This window comes from Nocardia transvalensis NBRC 15921, assembly GCF_000308875.1.
Classification (GTDB): domain Bacteria; phylum Actinomycetota; class Actinomycetes; order Mycobacteriales; family Mycobacteriaceae; genus Nocardia; species Nocardia transvalensis.
Window position 1 is genome coordinate 95,903 of the sequence record NZ_BAGL01000059.1, and the last position, 21,704, is coordinate 117,606.

19 protein-coding genes are annotated in these 21,704 nt (G+C 70.7%); 8 read left to right on the forward strand and 11 right to left on the reverse strand.

The genetic code is table 11. From position 1 onward, the window contains the following. Positions 1-3 precede the first annotated feature (3 nt). From ON41_RS20140 to ON41_RS20150, 3 genes are all read right to left on the reverse strand, one after another. Positions 4-1,593, reverse strand: coding sequence for a hypothetical protein (locus ON41_RS20140; protein WP_040749238.1), 1,590 nt, complete (start codon positions 1,591-1,593; stop codon positions 4-6). Positions 1,594-1,610: 17 nt separating this feature from the next. Next, positions 1,611-3,008 (reverse strand): hypothetical protein, encoded by a 1,398-nt coding sequence (locus ON41_RS20145; RefSeq protein WP_051161978.1) that lies wholly within the window; start codon positions 3,006-3,008, stop codon positions 1,611-1,613. A 355-nt stretch (positions 3,009-3,363) separates the two neighbouring features. After that, entirely contained in the window at positions 3,364-4,557 is a 1,194-nt protein-coding gene (locus ON41_RS20150; protein WP_040749239.1) for a styrene monooxygenase/indole monooxygenase family protein, read from the reverse strand. A 159-nt stretch (positions 4,558-4,716) separates the two neighbouring features. On the opposite strand from ON41_RS20150, the gene ON41_RS20155 reads away from it, so the two are divergent. After that, entirely contained in the window at positions 4,717-7,245 is a 2,529-nt protein-coding gene (locus ON41_RS20155) for an ATP-binding protein (protein ID WP_040749240.1), read from the forward strand. A gap of 10 nt (positions 7,246-7,255) precedes the next feature. Here the strand turns inward: ON41_RS20155 and ON41_RS20160 are convergent, their stop codons facing one another. Further along, complete coding sequence (locus tag ON41_RS20160; protein WP_040749241.1) at positions 7,256-8,515, reverse strand: cytochrome P450 family protein; 1,260 nt, start codon at positions 8,513-8,515, stop codon at positions 7,256-7,258. Between the two features lie 200 nt (positions 8,516-8,715). Between ON41_RS20160 and ON41_RS39190 the strand changes: the two genes are divergently transcribed. Next, positions 8,716-9,756, forward strand: a complete 1,041-nt coding sequence (locus ON41_RS39190) for a CE1 family esterase (protein ID WP_169336498.1) — start codon at positions 8,716-8,718, stop codon at positions 9,754-9,756. Positions 9,757-9,771: 15 nt separating this feature from the next. Here the strand turns inward: ON41_RS39190 and ON41_RS20170 are convergent, their stop codons facing one another. The 4 genes from ON41_RS20170 to ON41_RS20185 all read right to left on the reverse strand — a co-directional run bounded on the left by ON41_RS20170 (position 9,772) and on the right by ON41_RS20185 (position 13,286). Beyond that, complete coding sequence (locus ON41_RS20170; protein WP_040749242.1) at positions 9,772-10,428, reverse strand: GAP family protein; 657 nt, start codon at positions 10,426-10,428, stop codon at positions 9,772-9,774. A 37-nt stretch (positions 10,429-10,465) separates the two neighbouring features. Next, complete coding sequence (locus ON41_RS20175) at positions 10,466-12,154, reverse strand: SulP family inorganic anion transporter (RefSeq protein ID WP_040749243.1); 1,689 nt, start codon at positions 12,152-12,154, stop codon at positions 10,466-10,468. Then, positions 12,154-12,813, reverse strand: a complete 660-nt coding sequence (locus ON41_RS20180) for a GAP family protein (RefSeq protein ID WP_040749244.1) — start codon at positions 12,811-12,813, stop codon at positions 12,154-12,156. The genes ON41_RS20175 and ON41_RS20180 overlap by 1 nt, the downstream gene beginning before the upstream one ends. 68 nt (positions 12,814-12,881) lie before the next feature. Continuing rightward, entirely contained in the window at positions 12,882-13,286 is a 405-nt protein-coding gene (locus ON41_RS20185; RefSeq protein WP_040749245.1) for a DUF7144 family membrane protein, read from the reverse strand. A gap of 132 nt (positions 13,287-13,418) precedes the next feature. Here ON41_RS20185 and ON41_RS20190 point away from each other — a divergent pair, with 132 nt between their 5' ends. The 5 genes from ON41_RS20190 to atzF all read left to right on the forward strand — a co-directional run bounded on the left by ON41_RS20190 (position 13,419) and on the right by atzF (position 17,149). Next, the gene (locus tag ON41_RS20190) at positions 13,419-13,838 is read left to right on the forward strand and encodes a DUF6325 family protein (protein WP_040749246.1); all 420 of its coding nucleotides are present in this window, start codon (positions 13,419-13,421) and stop codon (positions 13,836-13,838) included. A 15-nt stretch (positions 13,839-13,853) separates the two neighbouring features. Next, positions 13,854-14,156, forward strand: coding sequence for an SHOCT domain-containing protein (locus ON41_RS20195; RefSeq protein WP_040749247.1), 303 nt, complete (start codon positions 13,854-13,856; stop codon positions 14,154-14,156). Between the two features lie 27 nt (positions 14,157-14,183). Next, a complete protein-coding gene (locus ON41_RS20200) occupies positions 14,184-14,630 on the forward strand; it encodes a DUF7144 family membrane protein (RefSeq protein ID WP_051161986.1) in 447 nt (148 codons plus the stop codon). A 68-nt stretch (positions 14,631-14,698) separates the two neighbouring features. Next, positions 14,699-15,412 (forward strand): GntR family transcriptional regulator, encoded by a 714-nt coding sequence (locus ON41_RS20205; RefSeq protein WP_051161988.1) that lies wholly within the window; start codon positions 14,699-14,701, stop codon positions 15,410-15,412. A gap of 3 nt (positions 15,413-15,415) precedes the next feature. Then, entirely contained in the window at positions 15,416-17,149 is a 1,734-nt protein-coding gene (gene atzF / locus ON41_RS20210; RefSeq protein ID WP_051161990.1) for an allophanate hydrolase, read from the forward strand. A gap of 15 nt (positions 17,150-17,164) precedes the next feature. Here atzF and ON41_RS20215 read toward each other — a convergent pair whose 3' ends face one another. Continuing rightward, positions 17,165-18,364, reverse strand: a complete 1,200-nt coding sequence (locus ON41_RS20215) for an alpha/beta hydrolase family protein (RefSeq protein WP_040749248.1) — start codon at positions 18,362-18,364, stop codon at positions 17,165-17,167. Between the two features lie 112 nt (positions 18,365-18,476). Here ON41_RS20215 and ON41_RS20220 point away from each other — a divergent pair, with 112 nt between their 5' ends. Next, positions 18,477-19,079, forward strand: a complete 603-nt coding sequence (locus ON41_RS20220; RefSeq protein ID WP_040749249.1) for a TetR-like C-terminal domain-containing protein — start codon at positions 18,477-18,479, stop codon at positions 19,077-19,079. A 90-nt stretch (positions 19,080-19,169) separates the two neighbouring features. Here ON41_RS20220 and ON41_RS20225 read toward each other — a convergent pair whose 3' ends face one another. Together ON41_RS20225 and ON41_RS20230 are read right to left on the reverse strand one after the other, a co-directional pair. Next, complete coding sequence (locus ON41_RS20225; RefSeq protein ID WP_040749250.1) at positions 19,170-20,441, reverse strand: MFS transporter; 1,272 nt, start codon at positions 20,439-20,441, stop codon at positions 19,170-19,172. 51 nt (positions 20,442-20,492) lie between these two features. Beyond that, entirely contained in the window at positions 20,493-21,680 is a 1,188-nt protein-coding gene (locus ON41_RS20230) for a M20 metallopeptidase family protein (protein WP_040749251.1), read from the reverse strand. Between the last annotated feature and the right edge of the window lie 24 nt (positions 21,681-21,704).

Below are 21,704 nucleotides of genomic sequence, written 5' to 3' on the forward strand. Positions count from 1 at the left end.
CGCCTACCCCTGCCGTGCCGCGGCGCCGGCCAGGACCGAGTGCAGGGTTCTCGCCTGCACGCTCGCCCGGTCGCCGTGCAGCACCACCTCGGCGAACGCGACGCCGAGGGCCCGGCCCACATCGAATCCCCCCGCGGCCGTGTCGTTCCCGTCCAGCGCCGCCCGCCAGCGCTGGTACCCGCGCAGCACCTCGACGAGGCTCGTCCTGCGGTCCGTCTCCAGGCGCGCGTACTCCTCGATCAGGACGCGCTGCGCGTTCCTGCCCGCGAATCCGCCGCCGGCGAAGTCGAGTGCGCGGGCGAGCTCGCGCACCGTAGCCGCGTAGATCTCCGGATCGAGCTGCGCCGCTTCGGGTTCCACGTGCTCGGAGATTCCGCTGGGCTCCTGCGCGGTCCGCAGGTCCAGGGTGATCGAGCGGCCCGTACCGGCTGGTGGGGCAGCACGCGGGCCGGACACCAGGGGTTCGGATCGCCACCGCACCGTGGCTCCCTCGCCGAGATCCGCGATCGCGACGACGTCGAGCGTGATCGCGGGATAGTCGGTGAGCACCCGGTCCACCGCCGCGACGAATCCCCGCACCGACTCCACCACGAGGCCGGGCGTATCGAATCCGGCCACCCGCACGCCGTGCCGCTCGGCCAATGTCCGTGCCAGCCACCGGACCACGGGATGGGACACCGGCCGGTCGCCGGACCCGCGCCGCTCGTTCCTGCGCGGCGGTTCACCGGCCGGCTTCCGTGGTCGTGGCGGGGGGCCGGACCGCGGGCTGGAGGGCCGCTGCTCCCCCGGCTGCGGCGCGCTGGGAGTTTTCGGCGGCCCGGTCCAGGGGCTACCGCTCCGCGCGCCACCGGACGACACACCCGCCGACGCGCCCGGAGCACGCGGGGCGCGCCGCCCGTCGCCGGCCGGTGGCGACACTCCGGAGGGTGGCGGTCGGCGGCCGGGATCATGTGTGGCCCTGCCGGATTCGCCCCGGCCTTCCCGGCCCGCCGACCGATCCGAGGCTCCCGGTTCCCGTCGGCCGCCGTCGGGCTCTGCCTGCTGCCCTCCGGACGGATCCGGAGTCTGCGACCGGGCAGCCGGCGATTGCCCAGCCGGGCCGTCCCCTCGTGCGCCCGGAGCCCCCTGTCCCGCCGAACCATTCCCCCCAGAACCATTTCCCGCCGAACCATTCATCGCCGCGCCGTTCTCCGCCGCACCCTCCGGCATCGATGACGGCGCGCCCGCACCGCCGGCCGCGGAAACAGGGCCCTGCTCCGCGGACGGGAAGGCCGGGCCGTCCGCCTGCGCGGCCAGCCGGCTCGCGACGTCGATGTCCTGCCTGCCGAATTCGTCCGCCGCGTCCATGATTCCGGCGGCCGTATTGTGCAGGCTCTCCTCCATTGCCCGCAGATTCGCCAGCAATTCGTCGGCATGCGGCTTGAACTCCGTGGCGAACGAGAGGCCGAGGTCGTCGTCACCCCAGCTGCCATCGGCCTGTGCCAGCGCGTCACGCAATCCCGCGTAGGTCCGGCCCACCCGATCACCGAGTTCGGACATGCGCGCCCCGTGATTGCGCATATCGTCCGGATCGAGCCGGACCACGTCGTTCATGTCGCCGCCCCCAACGGTCAGACCCGCCCACCGCGGCGCAGGCGGAATCGGCGCTCGAAGTCACCCACGAACACCGACAGCGGCACCGACGACGTCGAGCGCTCCACGACGCCGTCGTCGGCGACGTAGAAGACGGCACGATCCAGCGCCACCTCACCGGCGGGCACCGGCGAGCGCACCATCCAGCCCGTGCCGATCCGGTCGGCGCGCAGCGACGACAGCGGGTATCCCGTTGTGTCGTAACCGCGTTGGCGGATATGGTCCCGGACGAGATCGAGCGCGTCCGTCTCGCCGAGCCGGTCGGCGTCGTGCCCGGTCAGGTCCGCGACCGCGAACTGGAACAGAGCGCCGTCGATGTCGGCCCGCTCGTCGTCGCCGAAGACGCGCACGAGGTCGGCTCGGGTGACCGTCCTCCCCTGCGCCGCGGCGATCAGTAGTTCGACGGCCTCCGCCGTCTCGTCCGATCGGTCCTCCTCCAGCAGGCCGCCGACGACCTCCGCTACGCCGCCGACCGTCCACACCGCGGGCAGCGCCGGTGCGCATTCCGGCACCGGAGGCGACGCACCGCGATACCACTGCCCTGCCTCCCACCAGTAGCAGAACGACAGCAGTCCGGTGGCCACCCGCGGGTTGAGCACCGGATCGACCACCCAGTCCGGCGCTCCCGCAAAGAATTCCGGCATCGCCGCACCCGCGTTGTACGCGGCGTCCAGGGCGGGCGCGTCCCACACCCCGCCCGAGAGCACCGCACGGCCGCGAGGCAGCACCGTCACCGTCGACCCGCTGTGCCCCGCGCTTTCGAACAGCCCCACCGACGGACCGACCCGCGGCCCCCGCCGCGACCCGACCGCCACGAAGGCCGCCGACAACACCGCCCATCGGGCCCACAGCACCGCGAGATCCGGCAGTTCACCCTCCACGACCACGGCCCGCACCCCCGCCCGCTGATCGGCCCGCACCTGCTCGGCGGCCATCCGCGGCGTCCTCGAGCGACGTTCGCCCTGCCTGAGGTAGGCCGCGAGCCACACGGGCAGCCGACCCCGCGGATACTGTTCCAGATCCGCGAGATATGCCTCCGGCGCGAACAGTTGCTCGCCGGGAAACGGTTCGGCGCCGCGATCGGCGACGATCTCGACGCCGTCCGCATCGATCCGCACCAGCAGTCGCCACCACGGCCCGGACGCCGATTCCGCCGTGATCCGCCGGTGCCGCCGCACCGCGTCCCACACCACGTCCGATACGGGGTGTCGAGTCGGCCGGATCCCGTCGTCGCACAGGATCTGGGCGGATTCGGCGACGACCGTCATCGCGAACCACGCCTCGACGCGTCGCCACCCCTGCGGAGCGAGTTCGCGCAAGCCCGTCGCGATCCGATCCTCCAGCCCGGTGAGCCCCTCATCCCCGGGGTGGGTCACCGTTCACTCCCTTTCCGCCCATGCCGAACCCCCCGAAGGACCCGACGCATCCGCACAATTTGAAACACAAGATTTCATGACAGTTCCCGCGATCACCCCCACAGGCTCGACGTGGGGAGACGAATCGTCACCGTAACAACGATTTCGCACCGCCCATTGCCGTGCAACGTGGGCATTTACCAACCTTGGGAAGACGCACCTTTTTACGTATGCCATACCGATGCGCATCGAATGCCGGGGTAACTATCATGCGGCGCCCGAAATTTCTTCCATTCAAGAACGTTTCGAACCATTCCCGCACCCGGGTCCGGAGGTGGGACGAATTCCGTAGGAAGCGGATAGCCGACCTGTACCGTCAAGCGTCCGCGGCGAGGCGTGCCATATCGGACGGGCGGGCGAACAGGTCGGCGAAGGTGTCGGCCAGGCGGGCGTCGGTGGCGGCCGCGCCCAGCATCGCCTGCAGTGGTTCCGGCGGATCGAGCATGGTGGCCGTCCACTGCGCGGCGGGGTAGGCGATGTCGGTCAGCCACGGTGTCGCGGTGGTCAGCATCCAGTCGCGGTCGTACTGCCCGGACGTCTGCCGCAGGATCGCGTCGGCGTAGCGGAAGGCGCACTGGACGGCGCTGTTGGCGCCCTGTGCGCCACCGGGATCCATGCGGCAGACGACATCGGCGCCGCCCAGGACGAGCGTGCCGGACGGCAGTGTCCCCACCGGCCGGCGGACGACGGGCGTCACCGCGCCGACGAGGGTCGCGCCGGCGTCGGTCAGCTCGGCGCCGCGGTAACGGTCGGCCAGGTCCGGCGGCAGGTGCCGGTCGAACAGCCGCCGCGCCAGGCGTAAACGACCCGACGGCCCGCTGTCGCGGGAGAACACGTCCAGGTCGCCGCCGGGCCGCGCCTCGACAAGCACTATCTCGCACGGCCGTTCGTCTCCCGGCGCGCCGGTGAGCCCGGGATAGGAGATGATCTCGCCCAGTCCGGGCAGGGAGACGTAGGTGCCCAGCCCGTCCGGATCCGGCACGACGCCGTCGAGATAGAACACCGCCAGCTGCCGCAGCGGCCCGGAGTGCACCGGCCACGCCGGATCCGGCGGGAAGCACGCGGCGAGTTCGGCGTCGGCCCGGGTCACGACCGTCAGGTCGAAACGGCCTGCGCCGCGGTCGATCTCGGCCAGCGACGGCTCGGCGATCTCCAGCCGGCCACCGGCGTCGACGAACGCCCGCAACCAGCGGCCGAATACGGTGCGCTGGTCGACGCTGCGCGCCGGCCGGGCGAACCGCCCCGTCCACCGCACCACCGCCGTACGGTCGATCGCCGCCACGAACCGGATACCCGAGATCCGCGGCGCGGTCGACGCCCAGAAATCCAGTCCCGCACCCGACTCCAGATCCAGCGTCGGCGGGAACTTGACCTGCGTGCTGGTCACCGAACCCGACAGAATCTGCTCGGCGTCACGACCGGCGACGAGCGTGACCTCCGTTCCGCCACGCAATCGATGGGCCAGCGGCAGTCCGCACTCACCGGCCCCCAGTACTCGTATCCGCCTCACACCGACTCCTTCCCCGTCACCGACCGGGGCTCGCGTTCGTTCTCCACCGGTGTCCAGCCTGACCCCGCGGGCAACGACGAGCATCGGTAGAGCCCGCCCGGAAACGTAGGTATGCGGCTCGCTTCACCAGGTGCGGGCCACCGGCTAGAGTCGTTCGACATGCGACCGCACCGTCCGGGTTTCGGGGGGACTCTGTCGACAACCGCCGATGAGTTCATCGGCCGCGAGCGCGAACTCGAACAGATCACCGAACTGTTACTGGGCTCCGTCCGCCTGCTCACCGTGACCGGCTCCGGCGGAATCGGCAAGACCCGGCTGGTCGGCGAAGCGACGCAACGGTTCCACCGGGCGCGCAACGCCCCCGTGCGCTGGGTGCGGCTGGCGCGCCTGCCCCGCGACGCCGACCCCGCCGAGATCGAGGACGAGGTGGCGCGGTCGGTGATCGATACCGACTTCTCCGGGCGGTCGGCACGGCGCACCCTCCTCGATACCCTCGATCGCCGCACGCGCACCGGCCGCGCGATGCAGACCGTCCTGATCATGGACAACTGCGAGCACCTCCTGGCCGGCGCGAGCGCGGTGATCACCGACCTGCTGGACGCCGTGCCGGGCCTGAGCGTGATCGCGACCAGCCGGGAACCCCTCGAATGGGCCGACGAGCGGCTGATCACCGTTCCCCCGCTGACCCGCCGGCAGGCGCTCGACCTGTTCCGCCGCCGCGCGGAACTCACCGGGCACACCATCGGGAACGATCAGGCGGCCGTCGCCGAGGAGATCTGCGAGCATCTGCACAACTGCCCGCTGCACATCCGGCTGGCCGCCGCGCGGCTGCGCCGCCAGCCGCTGTCGATGATCGCCGGCGATCTCACCGGCGCGGCGACCGACCGCCGGCTGCGCTGGCCGACGGTCACGCGCGGCGGCGTCGACGAACGGCATCGCGGTATCGCGGATGTCATCGCCTGGTCGTTCGATCTGTGCACCGGCGCGGAGCGGCTGCTCTTCGAGCGAATGTCGGTCTTCGCCACCGGATTCGACGCCAACCCCGACGACGCCGACGGCGGTTCCGTCCCCGACACCGGAGCGGACCTGGAGGCGATCGAGACGATATGTTCCGGCCCGGACCCGACCGGCGCGGACCTCGACCCCGGCGACATCGAGATCCTGCTGGAACGCCTGGCCGACCAATCGCTGATCCTGACGCATATGACCGCGGAGACGGTGCGCTATTCCCTGCTGGAGAGCTTCCGCGTCTTCGCGCGGGATCGCCTGTCGGAACGCGCGCCCGGCGATCCGCAACGCCTGGCCGACCGCCATCGCCGCTACTACCGGGACAAGATCACCGCCGCCGCGGGCGGCTGGTTCAGCGATCGGGAGCGGCAACTGCTGGCATGGGCCCGCGCCGCCTGGGACAATCTGCTGATCGCCATCGACGGCAGCCTGGTCACACCCACCGAGGCCGTGGTCGGCCTCGAGATCGCGACCGCGATGACCGCGCTGCGGGTGCCGTTCTTCAAGGGCTCCCTGCGGGAATCCCGGCGCTGGACCGAGCGGACGCTGGAGGCCACGCGCCGGGCCGATCCGGAACCGACCGAACTACAGATCGCGGCGATGGCGTCGGCGGCCTGGATCGGTATGTGCCAAGGACTTCCGGATCAGGCCGAGAGCATGCTCGAGCGCTGTATCGCCGCCTGCCTGCCCGAACCCGGCGCCGCGGCGGCCTGGCGCGCGGATCCGATCGCGACGGCCGAGATGCCCGCACCGGTCGAATTCGCCACCGGCAGCGCGCTGCTGCTGCTGGATCGGGATGACCGCGCGCTGAGCGTATTCGCCCGCGCTCGCGAGAAGTTCACCGCGGCAGCGGATTCCGGCAGCGCCGCGATGAGCGAACTGTTCGAGGCGCTGGCCGCCGCCTTCCTCGGCGATGCCGGGCAGGCGCTCGAGGTCACCGGACGCCATCTCGGCAACGCCACCCGCTCCGGCGCCGAATGGGCGAAGTCCTGGGCCGAACTCGCCTGGATGATCGCCCACACCAAACACGGCGACCCGGCCGAGGCGCTGGCCACCGGACACGCCGCCCTCACCCGTCAGATCGCGATGCGTGATTCCTGGGGCACCACATGGGCCGTGCACACGCGGGCGTGGGCCCTGGCGCGCATCCCGGCCACCGCCGGACCCAAGTCCCGTTCCGCCGAGACCGCGGTGGAAACCGCGCGGCTGCTCGGCGGCGCGGCCGCGCTGCGCCGGGAACTCGGCGTGGACATCGCGCACCTGGGACCGTTCGCCGCGGAGAACGACGAGGCCACCGCGGTCACCCGGAAGGCGCTCGGCCGGACGCGATTCGACGCCGCCTGGAACGAGGGCGCTGCGCTGCGCCCGCCGCTGACCAGGGTGCCCCAGCTCGCACTCGGCGCCGCGCCGAAACAGCGGGTGAACGACGACCGCGTGCCACGCGCCGGACGCCCCGAGCCGTGGCAGCACCTGTCCGCCGCCGAACGCGACGTCGCGCTCCTCGCCGCCTCGGGGTGGCCCAACAGCGCCATCGCCGCGCGCCGCGGCAGCTCACACCGCACCGTCGACGCACAGATGGCGTCCATCCTGCGGAAACTCATGATCAGCTCCCGCGACGACATCGGCCCGCTGGTCCCCGACGCTCACCGCGGCCGCATCGCACGCGGCCGCGACGCCTGACCACGCCGGTTCAGCCCGTCACGCGGACGGCCGCGGGCGGGAACACGACCGGCAGCGCCGCCAGCGCACGATGGAAAGGCCCTGGACGCCAGGACAATTCGTGCGCCGGAACCGCCAAGGTCAGCTCCGGCAGCAGGTCGAGAAGCTGATCGACCGCGTCCTGCGCGATCAGGTAGGCGGCCGAGCGGGCGGGGCACGCGTGCGGCCCGGCGCCCCACGCCAGGTGGGATCGGTTCCCGGCCTGGTGGGCGACGCCGACGACCGGATCGTTGTTACAGGCCGCGAGGCTGACGACCACGGGTTCGTCCGCGGGCAGCCATACGCCGTCGATCAGGATCGGCTGCCGCGGATAGGTGACCGAGAAGTTCGCCATCGGCGGGTCGTCGAACAGCACCTCGTCCAATGCGTCACGGGTCGACAGGCTGCCGCTGAGTATGGAACCGGCGAACCGGTCGTCGGTGAGCACGAGCAGCAGCGCATTGCCGATCAGGTTCTGCAGCGGCTCGATTCCCGCGCCGTACAGGACGACGATCTGATGCACGATCTCCTCGACCGACAACGCGGCCGGATGCGTGATCAACCTCGTGGCGATGTCATCACCCGGCGTCGTCCGCTTGAGATCGATCAGTTCCGAGACGGCATCGGTCAGCTTGCGATTGCCCTCCTGCGCATCGGAACCGTCGAAAACGGCCAGCGTGGCGGCCGCGATCCGCTCACCGATCTCGGCCGGACAGCCGAGCATCGCGTTGATGGCGGCGAACGCCAGCGGGAACGCGTACCGCGCGATCAGATCCGCGCTACCCGTCGGGGCGAATTCCCCGACGAGCGTGCTCGCGATCCGCTCGACCGTGGCATGCATGGCGTGCAGATCGACCGCATCGATACCGTCGGCGTTCACCTGGCGGTATCGCGCGTGCTCGTCTCCGGTGTTGCGCAAGGCGTTCGGGCGCCATTGCAGGACCGGCAGCACCGGGCAGTCGGCGGGGATACGCCGCTCCCACATCCGCGGATCCGCCGGGAAATGCTCCGGATCGTGCAGGATCCGCAAGGCGACCCGATAGCCGACGACCAGGGTGGCGGGAACCCCCGGCGCGAGTTCGACCGGTACCAGTGAGCCGTACGCGGCGCGCATAGATCGGTATGCCCCATGCGGATCGGCGGCGAATTCGGGGGCGTACAGCGGCACCCGGACCTCATCGAGGTCGACCGGCGACGAATGGTGCGTGACCGTCCCGCTACCGGGCCCATCGGACCATGACGGTGTGACCAAGAACCCCTCCTAGGCAGTGGCGAGTCCGAATCCCGCGACGCCCACATCGTTGGCCATCGGCGTACGGGGAGCATCGGTACACACCTAGGTAGGTCGGCGCGTCGCGTCTTCCTCAGGGCGCGAACGCGATTGCGTTGTGAACGACGACAAATAACAGGAAACCTGTGATTCTCCGGCTCATCGGTGAGAACATGCTTCTCATGCTCAGAACCAAGACTCCGGCGAGGAGATCCGGACGCGCGCTGCGCCGCATCGCCGGAACCGTCGCCGTGACCATGGCGGTCGCCGGCGCGCTCACCACCACCGACGCCGCGGCGCAGCCGGACGCTGCCGCCCCGGAGCCCTCGGCGGGATGCGGTGCGGCACACCCGGATCCGGGTCTGTCGATCCGGCAGTTCGCCACACCGGACCGGGCGGGGCACTACCTTCTCGATGTCCCGCTGGCCGCCGACCGTCCCACGCCGCTGGTCGTGGACCTGCACGGCTATCTCGAGCCCGCCGAAATCGAACGCGTGAGCAGCGGTCTCGGCGACTTCGGGAGCAGGCACGGATTCGCCACCATCACACCGGCACTCGACGAACCCGGCTTCCCCCGCTGGAACTTCGAACCCGGCGCCACCGACATCCGGTACCTGTCCGACCTGCTCACCCACGCGGAATCGACCCTGTGCATCGATCAACGCCGGGTCTACGTCGCCGGGCTCTCGATGGGCGCGTTCACCACGTCCGCACTGGCATGCCAACTCTCGGATCGCATCGCGGCCGTGGCCCCCGTGGCCGGACTACAGGACTTCTCCTGGTGCCACCCGACCCGGCCGGTACCAGTCATCGCCTTCCACGGCACCGCCGACCCGATCGTCGCCTACACCGGCGGCGTCGGACCCAACGCCCGGCTCCTGCCGTCCCCCGACGGCAGTGGATCGGTCACCGAGCAACGCGACGGCCCGGCGGTCGGCGGCCCCGGACCCCAGAGCATCCCCGCCAACGCCGAGGCATGGGCACGCCGCAACGGCTGTGCCGGTCCGCCCGCGCAGCAGCAGGTCACCTCCGATGTCGACCTGACCAGCTATTCGTGCCCGGCCGACGGTGCGGTGGAGCTCTATTCGGTCCGCGACGGCGGCCACACCTGGCCCGGCGGCTCACTCCCCAGCCCCGTCCAGTTCACCGGCGCCACCACGACCACGATCGACGCCAACCAGATGATCTGGGACTTCTTCCAGGCGCATCCCCTGCCGCGCTGATCGGCGGGGTGCTCCTCAGCTCAGGTTGACGATGCCCCGGAGGGTGAACAGGATGCCGAAGCCGAACAGGACCGCCATCGTCGTGGAGCGGTTGTTGCGGATCATCCAGGCTTCCGCGCCGTCGAGGGCCGTGCGGGCGCGGGCGCCCAGCGCGAGGTAGACGGCGATCGGGACGAGGAAGTCGAGCACGGCCGCGAGCAACAGCAGCACGACGGCGAGGAGGGCCGGGCCGGCTCCGACGTGCGAGCTGGAGATGACGCTCATTCCGGACATCATGATGAACAGGTTGGGATTGAGGATCGCGAAGACCAGCCCGACGACGAATGCCTTTCGCGGATCGGCGGTTCGGAGCTGCGTCAGCCATTTCGGCGCGCTCGGCACGGCCTGGCGGGGACGCGTCGCGATCCAGGCGCCGGCGGCCAGGAACAGCAGTCCGACGGCGAGGCCGGCGGCCGACGAGGTACCGGTCGAGGTGGATCCGGGCTCCGAGGCGCCGCCGAGCAGGGCCGAGGCGGCGATCAGCGTGTAGGCGAGCAGGAACGCGCCGCCGAACGCCAGGGGGTTGCGGATCGGTTCGCGCGAGTGCAGCAGCAGGATGCAGCCGGCGATGGCGCCGGGCGTGATCAGCAGCCCCACGATTTCCGGGGCCAGCCGGGCAAACAGGTCACCCATGATCTGCTCCTCGCGTCGAACGGACTGGCGGGGTGGATCAGCTCGAGGGTGGTTCGGGCAGGTCGGCGACGGCCGCGGTGACGGTCGGATACACCCCGATCGGGGTGTCGCCGGTCTCCGCGGTGGTCAGCTCGTCACCGAATTGGCCGATGGACCGGGCGATACGGAAGTCGATGCCGCGGCGGGCGAGGGTGTCGCGCAGGTCGTCGAGCATGGCCGCGGCGGTGACGTCGACGGTCGGCGAGGTTTCGGCGTCGAGGACGACGAGGCGCGTCCGCTCGGTGCACAGCTGCTCGACGCGCTGCCGGACATGATCGGCGTTGGCGAAGAACAGCCCGGATTCGACCCGGACCACCAGCAGGTCCGGACGGTGCGCCGCGTCCGGGTGCCGATCGGCGTTCAACCACAGCGTGCCGTGGCGGGCGAGCGGGACGACCTGCGGCCGGGAGGTGCGGTAGACCAGCAGCAGTATGGAGATGCCGATGCCGATCAGCAGGCCGGGCAGGGTGTCGAACAGCAGGACGCCGAGCACGGCCGCCATGGCCGCGGTGAAGTCGGCGCGGGCCGCCGGGCCGTAGATGGCGCCGAGCCGCCGTGTCCACACCCGGTACAGCCGCCGCAGCGCCTCGATATCGACGAGTTCGATGACCGCGGCGATGACCACACCGGCCAGGGTCGCCTCGGGGAGCTTCTCGAACAGCCCGGTCAGAAACAGCAGCGTCAGGACGGTCAGCGCCGCCACCACGAGTCCACTGACCTGTGTCTTCGCCCCGGCCGAGCCGTTGACCGCGGTCTTGGACAGGCTGCCGTTGACGACCATGCCCGAGGCCAGTCCCGAGCCGAGATCGGCCGCGCCCAGCCCGAACAGCTCCCGGTTGGCGTCCACCGTGTACCCCGCCTTGGCCGCATAGGTTTTCGCCGCGCCCAGACCTTCCGCGAAACCGATGAGCAGCACGCCCAGCGCCGGGCCGGCCAGGTCGAGATAGTCGTGGAATTCGACGCCGCCCGGCAGACCCACCGAGGGCAGGCCGGAATCTATGTGGCCGACGATGTCGACGCCCTTGTCGTCCAGATCGAAGACCGCGACCGCGGCGATACCCAGCACGACGGCCAGCAGCGACCCCGGTACCAGCGGCAGCCACCGCTTCAACCCCAGCACCACCGCCAGGCTCAGCAGTCCCAGGAGCACTGTGCGCCACTGGGTTTCGCCCAGGTGGGTCAGCACGCCCCAGGCCTGCTCGAAGAAGTTGCCGTCGTGTTTGCCGATGCCGAGCAGTTTCGGGATCTGGCCGACGATGATGGTGAGCGCCAGCCCGACGATGAAGCCTTTGAGGACGGGTTCGGAGATGAACGACGCGACGAACCCCAGCCGGACGAGCCCGGCCAGCAGCCCCGCCAGCCCCGTCGCGATCGCGAGCGCCGTCGACAGCGCCAGATAGCGGCCGCCGTCGGCCCCGGCCATCGGCGTCACGATCGCCGCCGACAGCGCGGCCGTCGCCGACATCGGGCCCACCACCAGATGCCGCGAACTCCCCGCCAGCGCGTAGAGAACCAGGGCCGGGACCGCGGCGTACAGGCCCGTGACCGGCGGCACCCCCGCGATCGACGCGTAGGCCAGCGCCTCCGGAACCAGCACCGCCCACACGGTCAGCCCGGCGAGCACGTCCGGGCGCACCCACTGCCTCCGATACCCCCGCAGCGATTCGAAGACCGGCGCCCGCGCCATCACAGGCCGCCGATACCTTTGCCCAGCACCACGGCGCCCATCACCACGAGCACGATGGCCAATACCGCGTGGTTGTTGGCCTGCAACCATTCTCGCGCGGAATCGAGCGTCCCGCGCAGCCGGTCCGCGGCCAGTGCGTAACCGACGACGACCGCGAGCACGGTGGCCGCGGCGAGCGCGGTGAAGACGACGATCGCGACGGCCTTCGCACCACTTCCGAGACCGCTACCGCCGATCACCAACCCCGCCGATACGCACAGCAGCAGATTCTTCGGGTTCAGCGCCGACAGCACCGCCCCCAGGCCCAGGGCGCGAAGTGGCGTGAGCTGGTCGATCGCCCGCATCCATCGCGGCGGGGTGGCGTCGGATCGGTCGCGCCACTGCGCGGCCGCCAGTACCAGCAGCAGCGCACCCAGCACGATCTTGATCCAGGACACGGCCGCCGACGGTTCCCGTGCGGTCGTGCCGCCGAGCGTATTGGCGAGCAGCACGATCACCGTCGTCACCAACGCGATGCCGGCCGTCCATCCGGCCGCGAATCCGGTACTGGCCCCGGCGGAATCATTGGACAGGATCACCAGGATCACCGCGACGATCGGTATCGGCGAGATCGCCACACCCACCGCGACGGGGAGTAGATCGCCCAGGACGGAGCCCATTCCGGCCACGCTAACGACACCCTCGTCTGCACTCCTCATACCGCCAGGGTGAAATCGGTGATCGAACGTCAGGTCTGTGGCCGCCAGGTGGCGACGGCCCAGATGATCACGACGTCGAGCGCGATGACCAGCATCGACCACCCCGGGTAATACGGCAGCCACAGGAAATTGCCCATGATCGACAAGGCGGCGACGATGATCGCGACGATCCGGCCCCACGCGGTGCCCGCGATCAGGCCGCCCGCGCTGAGCGCGAGCAGCACACCGAGCACGATATGGATCCAGCCCCACGCGGTGACGTCGAATCGGTAGACGTAGTCGGCGCCCGCCACGAACAGATCGTCGTCCGCGACCGCCGAGATCCCCTGGAACAGCGACAGCAGACCCCCGGTGAGCAACAGGATTCCGGCGACGATCGAGGTGCCCGCCGCCAGGCCCTGCCGCATCGGATGGTCGTCCGGCGAGGGTGTCATATCCGGCTCCTTCCGAGCACCGACTCTGCCGCACTCGGCGGGGATACTCATCACCCGCTCGAGGTGAGCGCCGTGCGGGTTCACCCGGATCGGATGATGCGTGCCGGCCGCTCGGTCCGGAGGATTCGGGCCATGGCGAACCACGGTCTGGGTCCAGTGGAGCTGGCGGTACTGACCTTTCCCGGCACGCGCATCGCCGCGCCGGTGGTCGATGCCCTCCGGGAGGTGGTGGACGGCGGGCACGCGACCCTCATCGACCTGATCTACCTCGCGAAGGACGACAGCGGCGACCTCGTACAGGTCGAGATCGACGAACCGCTGCACGAGGTGGGCCTCGACGGGCTCGCCGTCGAACCGCTCGGCCTGGTCAGCGACGCCGACCTCGACATGATCCGCGACACGATGGACCCGGGCACCTCGGCCGTCGTCGTGGTGTACGAGCAGACCTGGGCCCGCCGGCTCGCCGGGACCGTCGCCGTGGCGGGCGGCGAACTCGCCCTGCACGTCCAGGTTCCCCGAGACGCCGTCGACGCGGCGCTCGCCCCCTCCTGAGAACGGAGTCGTTCCATGGTGTTTCGAGCCGGACGCATCGGCAGGCCGGGACTTCTCGGCACGATCGCGCGCACCGCCGTCGTCGCGGGAACGGCGAGGGCCACCGCCAATGCCGTCGACCGGCGCGCGCAACAACGCGGCGCCGAACAGCAGGCCTACGCGCAACAGCAGGCGCAGTACGCCCCACCGCCACCCGCCGCCCCGGCCCCGCCCGAGGACGACCTGGTGGAGAAGCTGCAACACCTCGGCCGGCTGCACGCCTCCGGGGTGCTCTCCGACGAGGAGTTCGCCGCCGCCAAAGCGCAACTGCTGCACTGACATCCGGCCCGAGGAGAAGGCGATCGCATGACGACCAACCCGTACGAACCGCATCCGATACGGCAGGGTTTCGCCGCGGGAATCACCATGTTCGCCGCCGTCATCCTGCTCCTCGGCAGCATTCTGTCCATCCTGCAAGGGATTTCGGCCGTCGCCGACGACCAGGTATTCCTCGCCGTCCCCGAGTACAGCTACCAGATGAACCTGACCACCTGGGGCTGGGTGCACATCGTGCTCGGGATCATCGGCGTCCTGGTCGCCTTCGGCCTGATGGTCGCGGCAAGCTGGGCCCGCGTCTTCGCCATCGCCGTCGCCGCCCTCTCCATCATCGCCGCCTTCCTCTCACTGCCCTACGCCCCGTGGTGGTCCGTAGTCACGATCATCCTCGACCTGGTCGTGGTCTGGGCGATCTCCACCTGGCGCCCCTACGCCGACCCCCCGGCCCCGCAACAGCCGACGGCACCGGGCTGGTGAGGTATTTCTAACCTGCTCTTTACCTTCCGTGACTTCCAGGAAATGCCTGGTCCATAGCGTATACAGGTATGTCGACCACAGTGGATACGCGTTCGGGCGCTGGGTCCGGGCCGTTGCGTGATGTGGTGTATTCCGCGTTGCGGGACGAGTTGATGAACGGACGGATCAAGTTCGGGCATCGGCTGACCGAGCCGAAAGTGTCGGCGCGGTTCGGGATTTCGCGGACGCCGGCGCGGGAGGCGCTGGCGATGCTGTGCTCGGACGGGTTACTGCGGCGCGAGGAGATCGGGTTCAGCCCGGTGCGGCCGAGCATCCCGTTGATCCGCGACCTCTACGAGTTGCGGATCGCGTTGGAGCTCAGCGGTATCGAGCGCGCGATCGTCAATCCGTCGGTGCGTCACGATCGCGAAGTCCTGGACGCCGAGCGGCGGCGCTGGCTGGCATTGCGAGCGGATCCACCGGCCCAGGAACCCGGGTTCGTGGTGGTCGACGAGCAGTTCCACGTCGCGTTGCTGGCCGCGTCGGGCAATCGGGAGCTGGTGCGGGCGCTGACCGCGGTGAACGCCCGTATCCGGCATGTCCGGATGTTCGATTTCATGGTCAACAATCGCATCGAGGTCACGATCGAGGAGCACCTGGCGATCGTGGATGCCGTTCTGGCCGAGGATCTTCCGCGCGCGCACGGGTTGCTGCGCGCGCATATCGGGGAATCGCTCGATGTCGTGGTCGACCGGGTCACGCGCGCGATCGTGGCGATGTCCCTCGCGGACGAACAGGAGTAGTCGATGAGTTCGAATGTCCACACCGGCGCCGCGGGCGGGCCCGGCACACCGACCGCGCGCGTGGCCGCCGCCTACGCCCGTCTCGCCGCGGCCGACCGGCCGGAGGTCTGGATCACCCTGCGCGATCGGGCCGACGTGACCGACGACGCCGCCGCCGTCGAACGGCGTCTCGCCGCGGGCGCGGACCTGCCGCTGGCGGGCCTGCTCGTGGCGGTGAAGGACAACGTCGACGTCGCCGGGCTGCCCACCACCGCCGCCTGTCCCGAATTCGCCTACACCCCAGCCGACACCGCCACCGCGGTGCAGCGGCTGATCGATGCCGGGGCGGTGGTGCTGGGCAAGACCAACCTCGACCAGTTCGCCACCGGACTCGTCGGCACCCGCAGCCCCTACGGCGCCGTCCGCAACGCGCACCACCCGGACCTGATCTCCGGCGGGTCCAGCTCCGGATCGGCCGTCGCCGTCGCGCTCGGGATCGCCGATATCGGAATCGGCACCGACACAGCGGGTTCCGGTCGCGTCCCCGCCGCTTTCCAGGGCCTCGTCGGCATCAAGGCCACCCTCGGCGTCGTACCCGCCGACGGCGTCGTCCCCGCCTGCGCCGACTACGACGCCGTCACCGTCTTCGCCGCCGGCCTCGACCTCGCCGCCACCGCGGCCGCGATCATGGCCGGACCCACGGCGCGGGATCCGCGCAGCCGTCGCTGGCCCGCCGACACCCGCCTCGCCGCGCCCCGCCAGCCCCGCCTCGGGATCCCGGCCGAGATCAACCTCACCGCATTGAGCAGCGGCTACCGCGACGCGTTCGACCGCACCGTCGCCGCGGCCGTCGACGCCGGATGCAAGGTCGACACCGTCGACATCACCGCCCTGCTCGACGCCGCGCGGCTGCTCTACGACGGCGCGATCGTCGCCGAGCGCTACGCCGCCGTCGGCGCATTCCTCGACACCCGCCCCGCCGGAGCCGATCCCACCGTCGCCGCCATCATCACCGCCGCCGCGCGTACCACCGGGCCCGCCTTCGCCACCGACCTCGGCACCCTCGCCCGCGCCCGCGCCGATGCCGCCCAGCTGCTGGAATCCGTCGACGCGCTACTACTGCCGACCACCACCGAACATCCGACCCTCGACGCCGTCGCCGCCGACCCGACCGGAATCAACCGGCGGCTGGGTACGTATACCAACTTCTGCAACCTCCTGGATATGGCCGCCGTCGCCGTCCCGGGCGCGCCCACGGCCGAGGCGACCCCGTTCGGTGTCATGGTCGTCGTCCCCGCCTTCGCCGACCAGATCGCCGTCGATATCGCCGCCCGGCTCCGAAACCACACTCCCGCACCGCTTCTCGTCGATCGCGGCGTACCCCTCGCCGTCTTCGGGGCGCACCTGCGCGGGCAGCCGCTGCACTGGCAACTCGAACAACTCGGCGCCCGCTTCACCGGCGCCGTCCACACCACGGACGCCTACCGGCTCACCGCCCTGGACACCACACCGCCCAAACCCGGTCTCGTCCGCACCGAACCCGGCCGCGGAGCCCCGATCGCCGGGGAACTGTACCTGCTGTCGGAGGCCGCCCTCGGCCGCTTCCTCGCCGGCCTCCCCGCCCCCATGGCCCTGACCGCCGTCGACCTCGACGACGGCCGCACCGTCACCGGCTTCACCGCCACCCACGACGCCACCGGCAGCGCCACCGACATCACCGAATACCGCAGCTGGACAAGGTATCTCGCCACGGTGTGATCCGTTTCCGGCCGTTCACGCCCGCGGCAGGGTCTCGTCCAGCCAGTCGAACATGTGCTGGTGCAGCGTTGCCCGTCCGCCGTAGGAGCAGTGTTCGCCCGCGCCTTCGTTCTCGGGGAGGCTGATCAGGGTCGACGGACATCGCAGCGCACGGTGCAGACGTTCCGGCTCGCCGGCGAACATGTCGTTCTCGGGGTCGAAGATCAGGGTCGGGGCGGTGATCCGGTGCGCGACCGCGGCCAGGCTGTAGCCCTCGGTGCGGCGCAGGTAGTCCGAGAAGGAGTCCGCGCCGAAGGTCCACTTCCCGTTGCGCAGCGCCCAGCGGATGGCGGTGTCGGCGGCCGTCAGGGCCGCGAGGACCGGTTCGGACCGATCGTCGAGGCGATCCGTCACCCACTCCGCGAGGAACGGCGGGCACGCGCCCAGGTTGACGGCGTGATAGTCGTAGAGTCCGCCGTCGGCGACCACCGCGGCGACGCGGTGCTCGAAAGCGGCGGCCCGGGCTACGAGCAATCCGCCGAGGCTGTAGCCGTGCAGCGCGATCCGGTCACGATCGATCTCGGGCCGGGTGTAGGCGTAGTCGATCACGGGGGTGAGCACGTGCTCCCAGTCGGGCCGGAAGAACAGCCGCTGTTCGCGCAGCGCCGCCCCCTGGCCGGGCCCGTCGTAGGCGAGGCAGTTGTATCCCCGGCGCAAGGCCGCGGCGGCGACGGCGACGTACGCCTCCTCGACGATCGAATCGAAGCCGCTCGTGAAAACGACTGTGGGACGCGGAATTCCGGAGTCGTCGACCAGGAACAGGTAGCCCGGCAGCGTGGTGTCCTCGTACGGTATGGCGACGGCCTCGACCGGTGTGTCCATCAGCTCCGCGGCGGCGGCGAAGGTAGCCCGGGCGCGCTGGGAGGCATCTTTGGCGTCGGTGTCGTCGAACGGGTTGTCGCGCAGGTAGAACTCGCTGGTGCGGTAGTAGTTCGAGGCCCGCAGCAGGTCCTCGCGAGCGCTGACGCGGTGGCCGCCCGCCAGCGCGCGCCGCCCGGCCGCCTCCACCCGCTCGGCCGTGGCCCGCCACTCCCGGTGCCACGACGCCTCGTCGCCGTCGCCGATGGCACGGGCGGTCACTAGCACCTCGCCCAGGTCGGCGCCGCCGTAGCCGGCGAAACAGGCGGTGCGCAGGGTCTCGAAGGAGAAGGACTCGTCGTCGAACAGGAACTTCATGGCTCTCCGCTTCCATTTGCCGAGCCGGAACGGTACCGTCTCGCCTACGGAGAAACGGTAGTCCCGAATTAGACGAGACGCAACCGTTCCGTCTCGTGGTAGCGTGCGGTGCATGGCCACCCCCGCACGCCGCACCTCCGGCGGCCCGGTTCTCCAGGACGCGCTGACCGACGCCCTCGCGAGCGCGTTCTTCGAGGAACTCGCCGCGGCCGGATACGGACGCCTGTCCATCGAGGCAGTGGCCCGGCGCGCGGGCGCCGGCAAGGCCGCGGTCTACCGCCGCTGGCCCTCCAAACAGGCTATGGCGCTGGACCTCATCACCAAGGTGGCGGTCGCGGCCGCCGACACCCCCGACACCGGAACTCTGCGCGGCGATCTCCACGCCTACCTGACCGCCGCGGCCGACGGGCTCCGCCACCCCCTCGCCTCGAAGATCATCCCCGACCTCCTCGCCGAGGCGGGCCGCGAACCGGCGCTGGCCGCGAGCCTCGCGGAGGGCATCGGCGGCGCCCGGCGAGAACGCGCCGCCGAACTCCTGCGGCGCGGCATCGACCGCGGCGAACTCCCCCGCGACCTGAACATCCCCCTCGCCCTGGACTTCCTCGCCGGCCCGCTCTACTGGCGGCTGACCATCAGCGACGCCCCGCTCGAGCCCGGCTACCTCGACGATCTGATCACGATGCTGCTCAACGCATTCCGCGCCGAACACCCCTGAACCACCGGCAGGTTCAACCCGCTCATCGGCGCACGGAAGCCACGGCCACCCGCGCCCGCGCCGGCCTGATCGACCCGACGGGACCGCGGCTCAGGCGAGGGGCAGGCCCCGGGTCTCCGGCGTCCACGCGACGACCGCCGCGCTTACCAGCAAGAGGCCACAGACGTACCCGGCGAACAGGTTCGCGTGACCGGCGTCGGTCAGCCACGTCTGCAGGTAGGGAGCGGTGCCACCGAACAAGGCGGTGGCCAGGGCCGCGCCGAGACCGCTTCCGGTAGCGCGGACACCGGCCGGAAAAAGTTCCGCGTATACCGCCGGAACGATCGCGGCGAACGGCGCCAGGAACACCATCGCCGGCACCAGGGCGAGGGTCAGCTGCCAGGCATTACCGTCGAGAAGCGCCATGGCCGGGAAGACCACGGCGGCGGTGCCGAGGAAGGACAGCAGCAACACCGGCCGCCGCCCGATCCGGTCCGAGAGCATTCCGAACAGCGGTATCACCGCGATCAGGACGATCGAGGTGAGCACGCTGATCCACAGCGCCTGAGACGCCGGAATATGATGTGCGGCAACCACTCTCGCCGGAGTTCCGATCACCCACAGGTAGAAGGCGACGGTGCCGCCGATGGTCAGCCCGAAGGTCCGGGCGCAGTCGGCTCGCCGCGCCCACAGTTCGCGCCCGAGGCCGCTCCGGGCGGTCTCCCGAGTCACGGCGTGGCTCTCGGGCAGCCGCCATCGCATCACGAGGGTGTAGATGCCCACCACACCGCCGGTCACGAACGGGGTCCGCCAGCCCCAGGACGCCATCTGCCCGGCATCGAGCAGCCCGGAGAGCCCGGCGCCCAGCATGGTCGCCGCCACGATCCCGCTCGTACCGGACACGTAGATGAAACTGGCCCACCGACCCCGCCGTCCCGCCGGGGCGAATTCGGCGAGATAGGTTTGCACGGCGGGCATTTCACCACCGTGTCCGAGCCCCTGCGCGAGCCGTGCGACGACGAGCAGGGCCGGCGCCGCGATGCCGGCGACGGCGTGGGTGGGCGCGACGCCGATCAGCAGGCTGCCGCCCGCGGCGAGGGCGACGGATCCGACCAGCGCGGACCGCCGTCCCCTCCGGTCGGCGAGCCGGCCGAACGCCAGGCTGCCGATCGGCCGGATGACGAAACCGACGGCGAAGACGATCAGCGCCGATAGCAGCGCCAGGGTGCCGGTGCGGGCGGGGAAGAACTCGTGAGCGAAGAACGGTGAGAAGGTTCCGAATATCGCCCAGTCGTACCATTCGAGTGCGTTGCCGACGCCGGTCGAGACGAGCGTGCGAACCGGGCGGGATTTCCTGTCCGCCGCGGCGGGATCGGTGTCGATATCGGAGTGGCCGGTCTGCGCGGCCGGGGTGAGCTAAGACATGAGCGGCCTTCAGGCGGTGAGTCTGCGGGCGGCGATCTCGGCGTACAGCAGCGCACCGTCGGCGAGCACCGAATCGTCGAAAACCGCGTAGGGCGAATGGTTGTCGAAGGCGTGCGCCGGATCGACGTCCGGCGGACACGCGCCGAGCAGGATCATCGCGCCCGGCACCCGTTCCAGGATCCGGCAGAAATCCTCGCCGGCGCACAGTGGTTGCGGCAGATCGCGATACCGGTCGGCGCCGTGCACGGCGGTGGCCACCGCTGCGGCGAAGTCGGCCTCGTCGGGTTCGTTGGCCGTGACGTCGAGATATCCGACCACCTCCGGATCGGCGGTCACACCGTGCGCTCGGGCGATCGATCGGGACAGTTCGACGAAACCGCCGCGCAGCGCATCGCGGGTGCGTGGATCGTGCCAGCGCAGCGTGCCCCGCAGTTCGGCGCGATCCGCGAGGACGTTCCCGGCGTCGCCGGCGTGGATGGCGCCGATGGTCAGCACCGCCGTATCGGCGGGATCGACTGTGCGGGTGAGGAGTCCGGGCAGGGCGCCGACCAGCGCGGCGGCGGCCGGGATCGGATCGCCGGCCAGATGCGGCGCCGACCCGTGACCGCCCGTACCGTGCACCGTCACCGACAGCAGGTCGGCGCCGGCCATCAGGGCCCCGCGGCGGGTGGTGAACGTCCCGTGCGGAAAGCGCGCCGACATCACGTGTATCGCGTAGGCCGCCACGGGCGGAGCGCCCGCCGCCTCCAGCACTCCCTCGGCGATCATCTTCGCCGCACCGTCCGCGCCCTCCTCACCGGGCTGGAACATGAAGACGACGTCGCCGTGGAGCTGATCCCTTCGTGCGCAGAGAATTCGGGCGGCGCCGACCAGCATCGCGGTGTGCAGGTCGTGCCCGCAGGCATGCATCGCGCCGTTGCGCGCGGCGTAATCGAGGCCGGTGAGTTCGGTCAGCGGCAGCGCGTCCATATCGCCGCGCAGCAGCACGGCCGGTCCGGGACGGCCGCCGCGGAGCACGGCCGTCACCGACCCGATATCGCGGCCGGCGGTGATCTCGAGGGGCAGACCGTCGAGCGCGTCCAGCACACGGCGGCGGGTGCGTGGCAGTTCGAGCCCGATCTCGGGGTCGGCGTGCAACTCTCGGCGTAGCCGGACCAGATCGTGTTGCCGCCCAGGCGTTTTCTGCGATGCGCGCATTGCCGGGTCCTTCCTGTCGTGCGG

What these genes read in the sequence shown, in the direction of transcription:
- ON41_RS20140 (WP_040749238.1), bottom strand. Translation starts at nt 1,593, where the DNA reads ATGAACGACGTGGTCCGGCTCGATCCGGACGATATGCGCAATCACGGG.
- ON41_RS20155 (WP_040749240.1), top strand. Translation starts at nt 4,717, where the DNA reads ATGCGACCGCACCGTCCGGGTTTCGGGGGGACTCTGTCGACAACCGCC.
- ON41_RS39190 (WP_169336498.1), top strand. Translation starts at nt 8,716, where the DNA reads ATGCTCAGAACCAAGACTCCGGCGAGGAGATCCGGACGCGCGCTGCGC.
- ON41_RS20170 (WP_040749242.1), bottom strand. Translation starts at nt 10,428, where the DNA reads ATGGGTGACCTGTTTGCCCGGCTGGCCCCGGAAATCGTGGGGCTGCTG.
- ON41_RS20175 (WP_040749243.1), bottom strand. Translation starts at nt 12,154, where the DNA reads ATGGCGCGGGCGCCGGTCTTCGAATCGCTGCGGGGGTATCGGAGGCAG.
- ON41_RS20180 (WP_040749244.1), bottom strand. Translation starts at nt 12,813, where the DNA reads ATGGGCTCCGTCCTGGGCGATCTACTCCCCGTCGCGGTGGGTGTGGCG.
- ON41_RS20185 (WP_040749245.1), bottom strand. Translation starts at nt 13,286, where the DNA reads ATGACACCCTCGCCGGACGACCATCCGATGCGGCAGGGCCTGGCGGCG.
- ON41_RS20190 (WP_040749246.1), top strand. Translation starts at nt 13,419, where the DNA reads ATGGCGAACCACGGTCTGGGTCCAGTGGAGCTGGCGGTACTGACCTTT.
- ON41_RS20195 (WP_040749247.1), top strand. Translation starts at nt 13,854, where the DNA reads ATGGTGTTTCGAGCCGGACGCATCGGCAGGCCGGGACTTCTCGGCACG.
- ON41_RS20200 (WP_051161986.1), top strand. Translation starts at nt 14,184, where the DNA reads ATGACGACCAACCCGTACGAACCGCATCCGATACGGCAGGGTTTCGCC.
- ON41_RS20205 (WP_051161988.1), top strand. Translation starts at nt 14,699, where the DNA reads ATGTCGACCACAGTGGATACGCGTTCGGGCGCTGGGTCCGGGCCGTTG.
- atzF (WP_051161990.1), top strand. Translation starts at nt 15,416, where the DNA reads ATGAGTTCGAATGTCCACACCGGCGCCGCGGGCGGGCCCGGCACACCG.
- ON41_RS20215 (WP_040749248.1), bottom strand. Translation starts at nt 18,364, where the DNA reads ATGAAGTTCCTGTTCGACGACGAGTCCTTCTCCTTCGAGACCCTGCGC.
- ON41_RS20220 (WP_040749249.1), top strand. Translation starts at nt 18,477, where the DNA reads ATGGCCACCCCCGCACGCCGCACCTCCGGCGGCCCGGTTCTCCAGGAC.
- ON41_RS20230 (WP_040749251.1), bottom strand. Translation starts at nt 21,680, where the DNA reads ATGCGCGCATCGCAGAAAACGCCTGGGCGGCAACACGATCTGGTCCGG.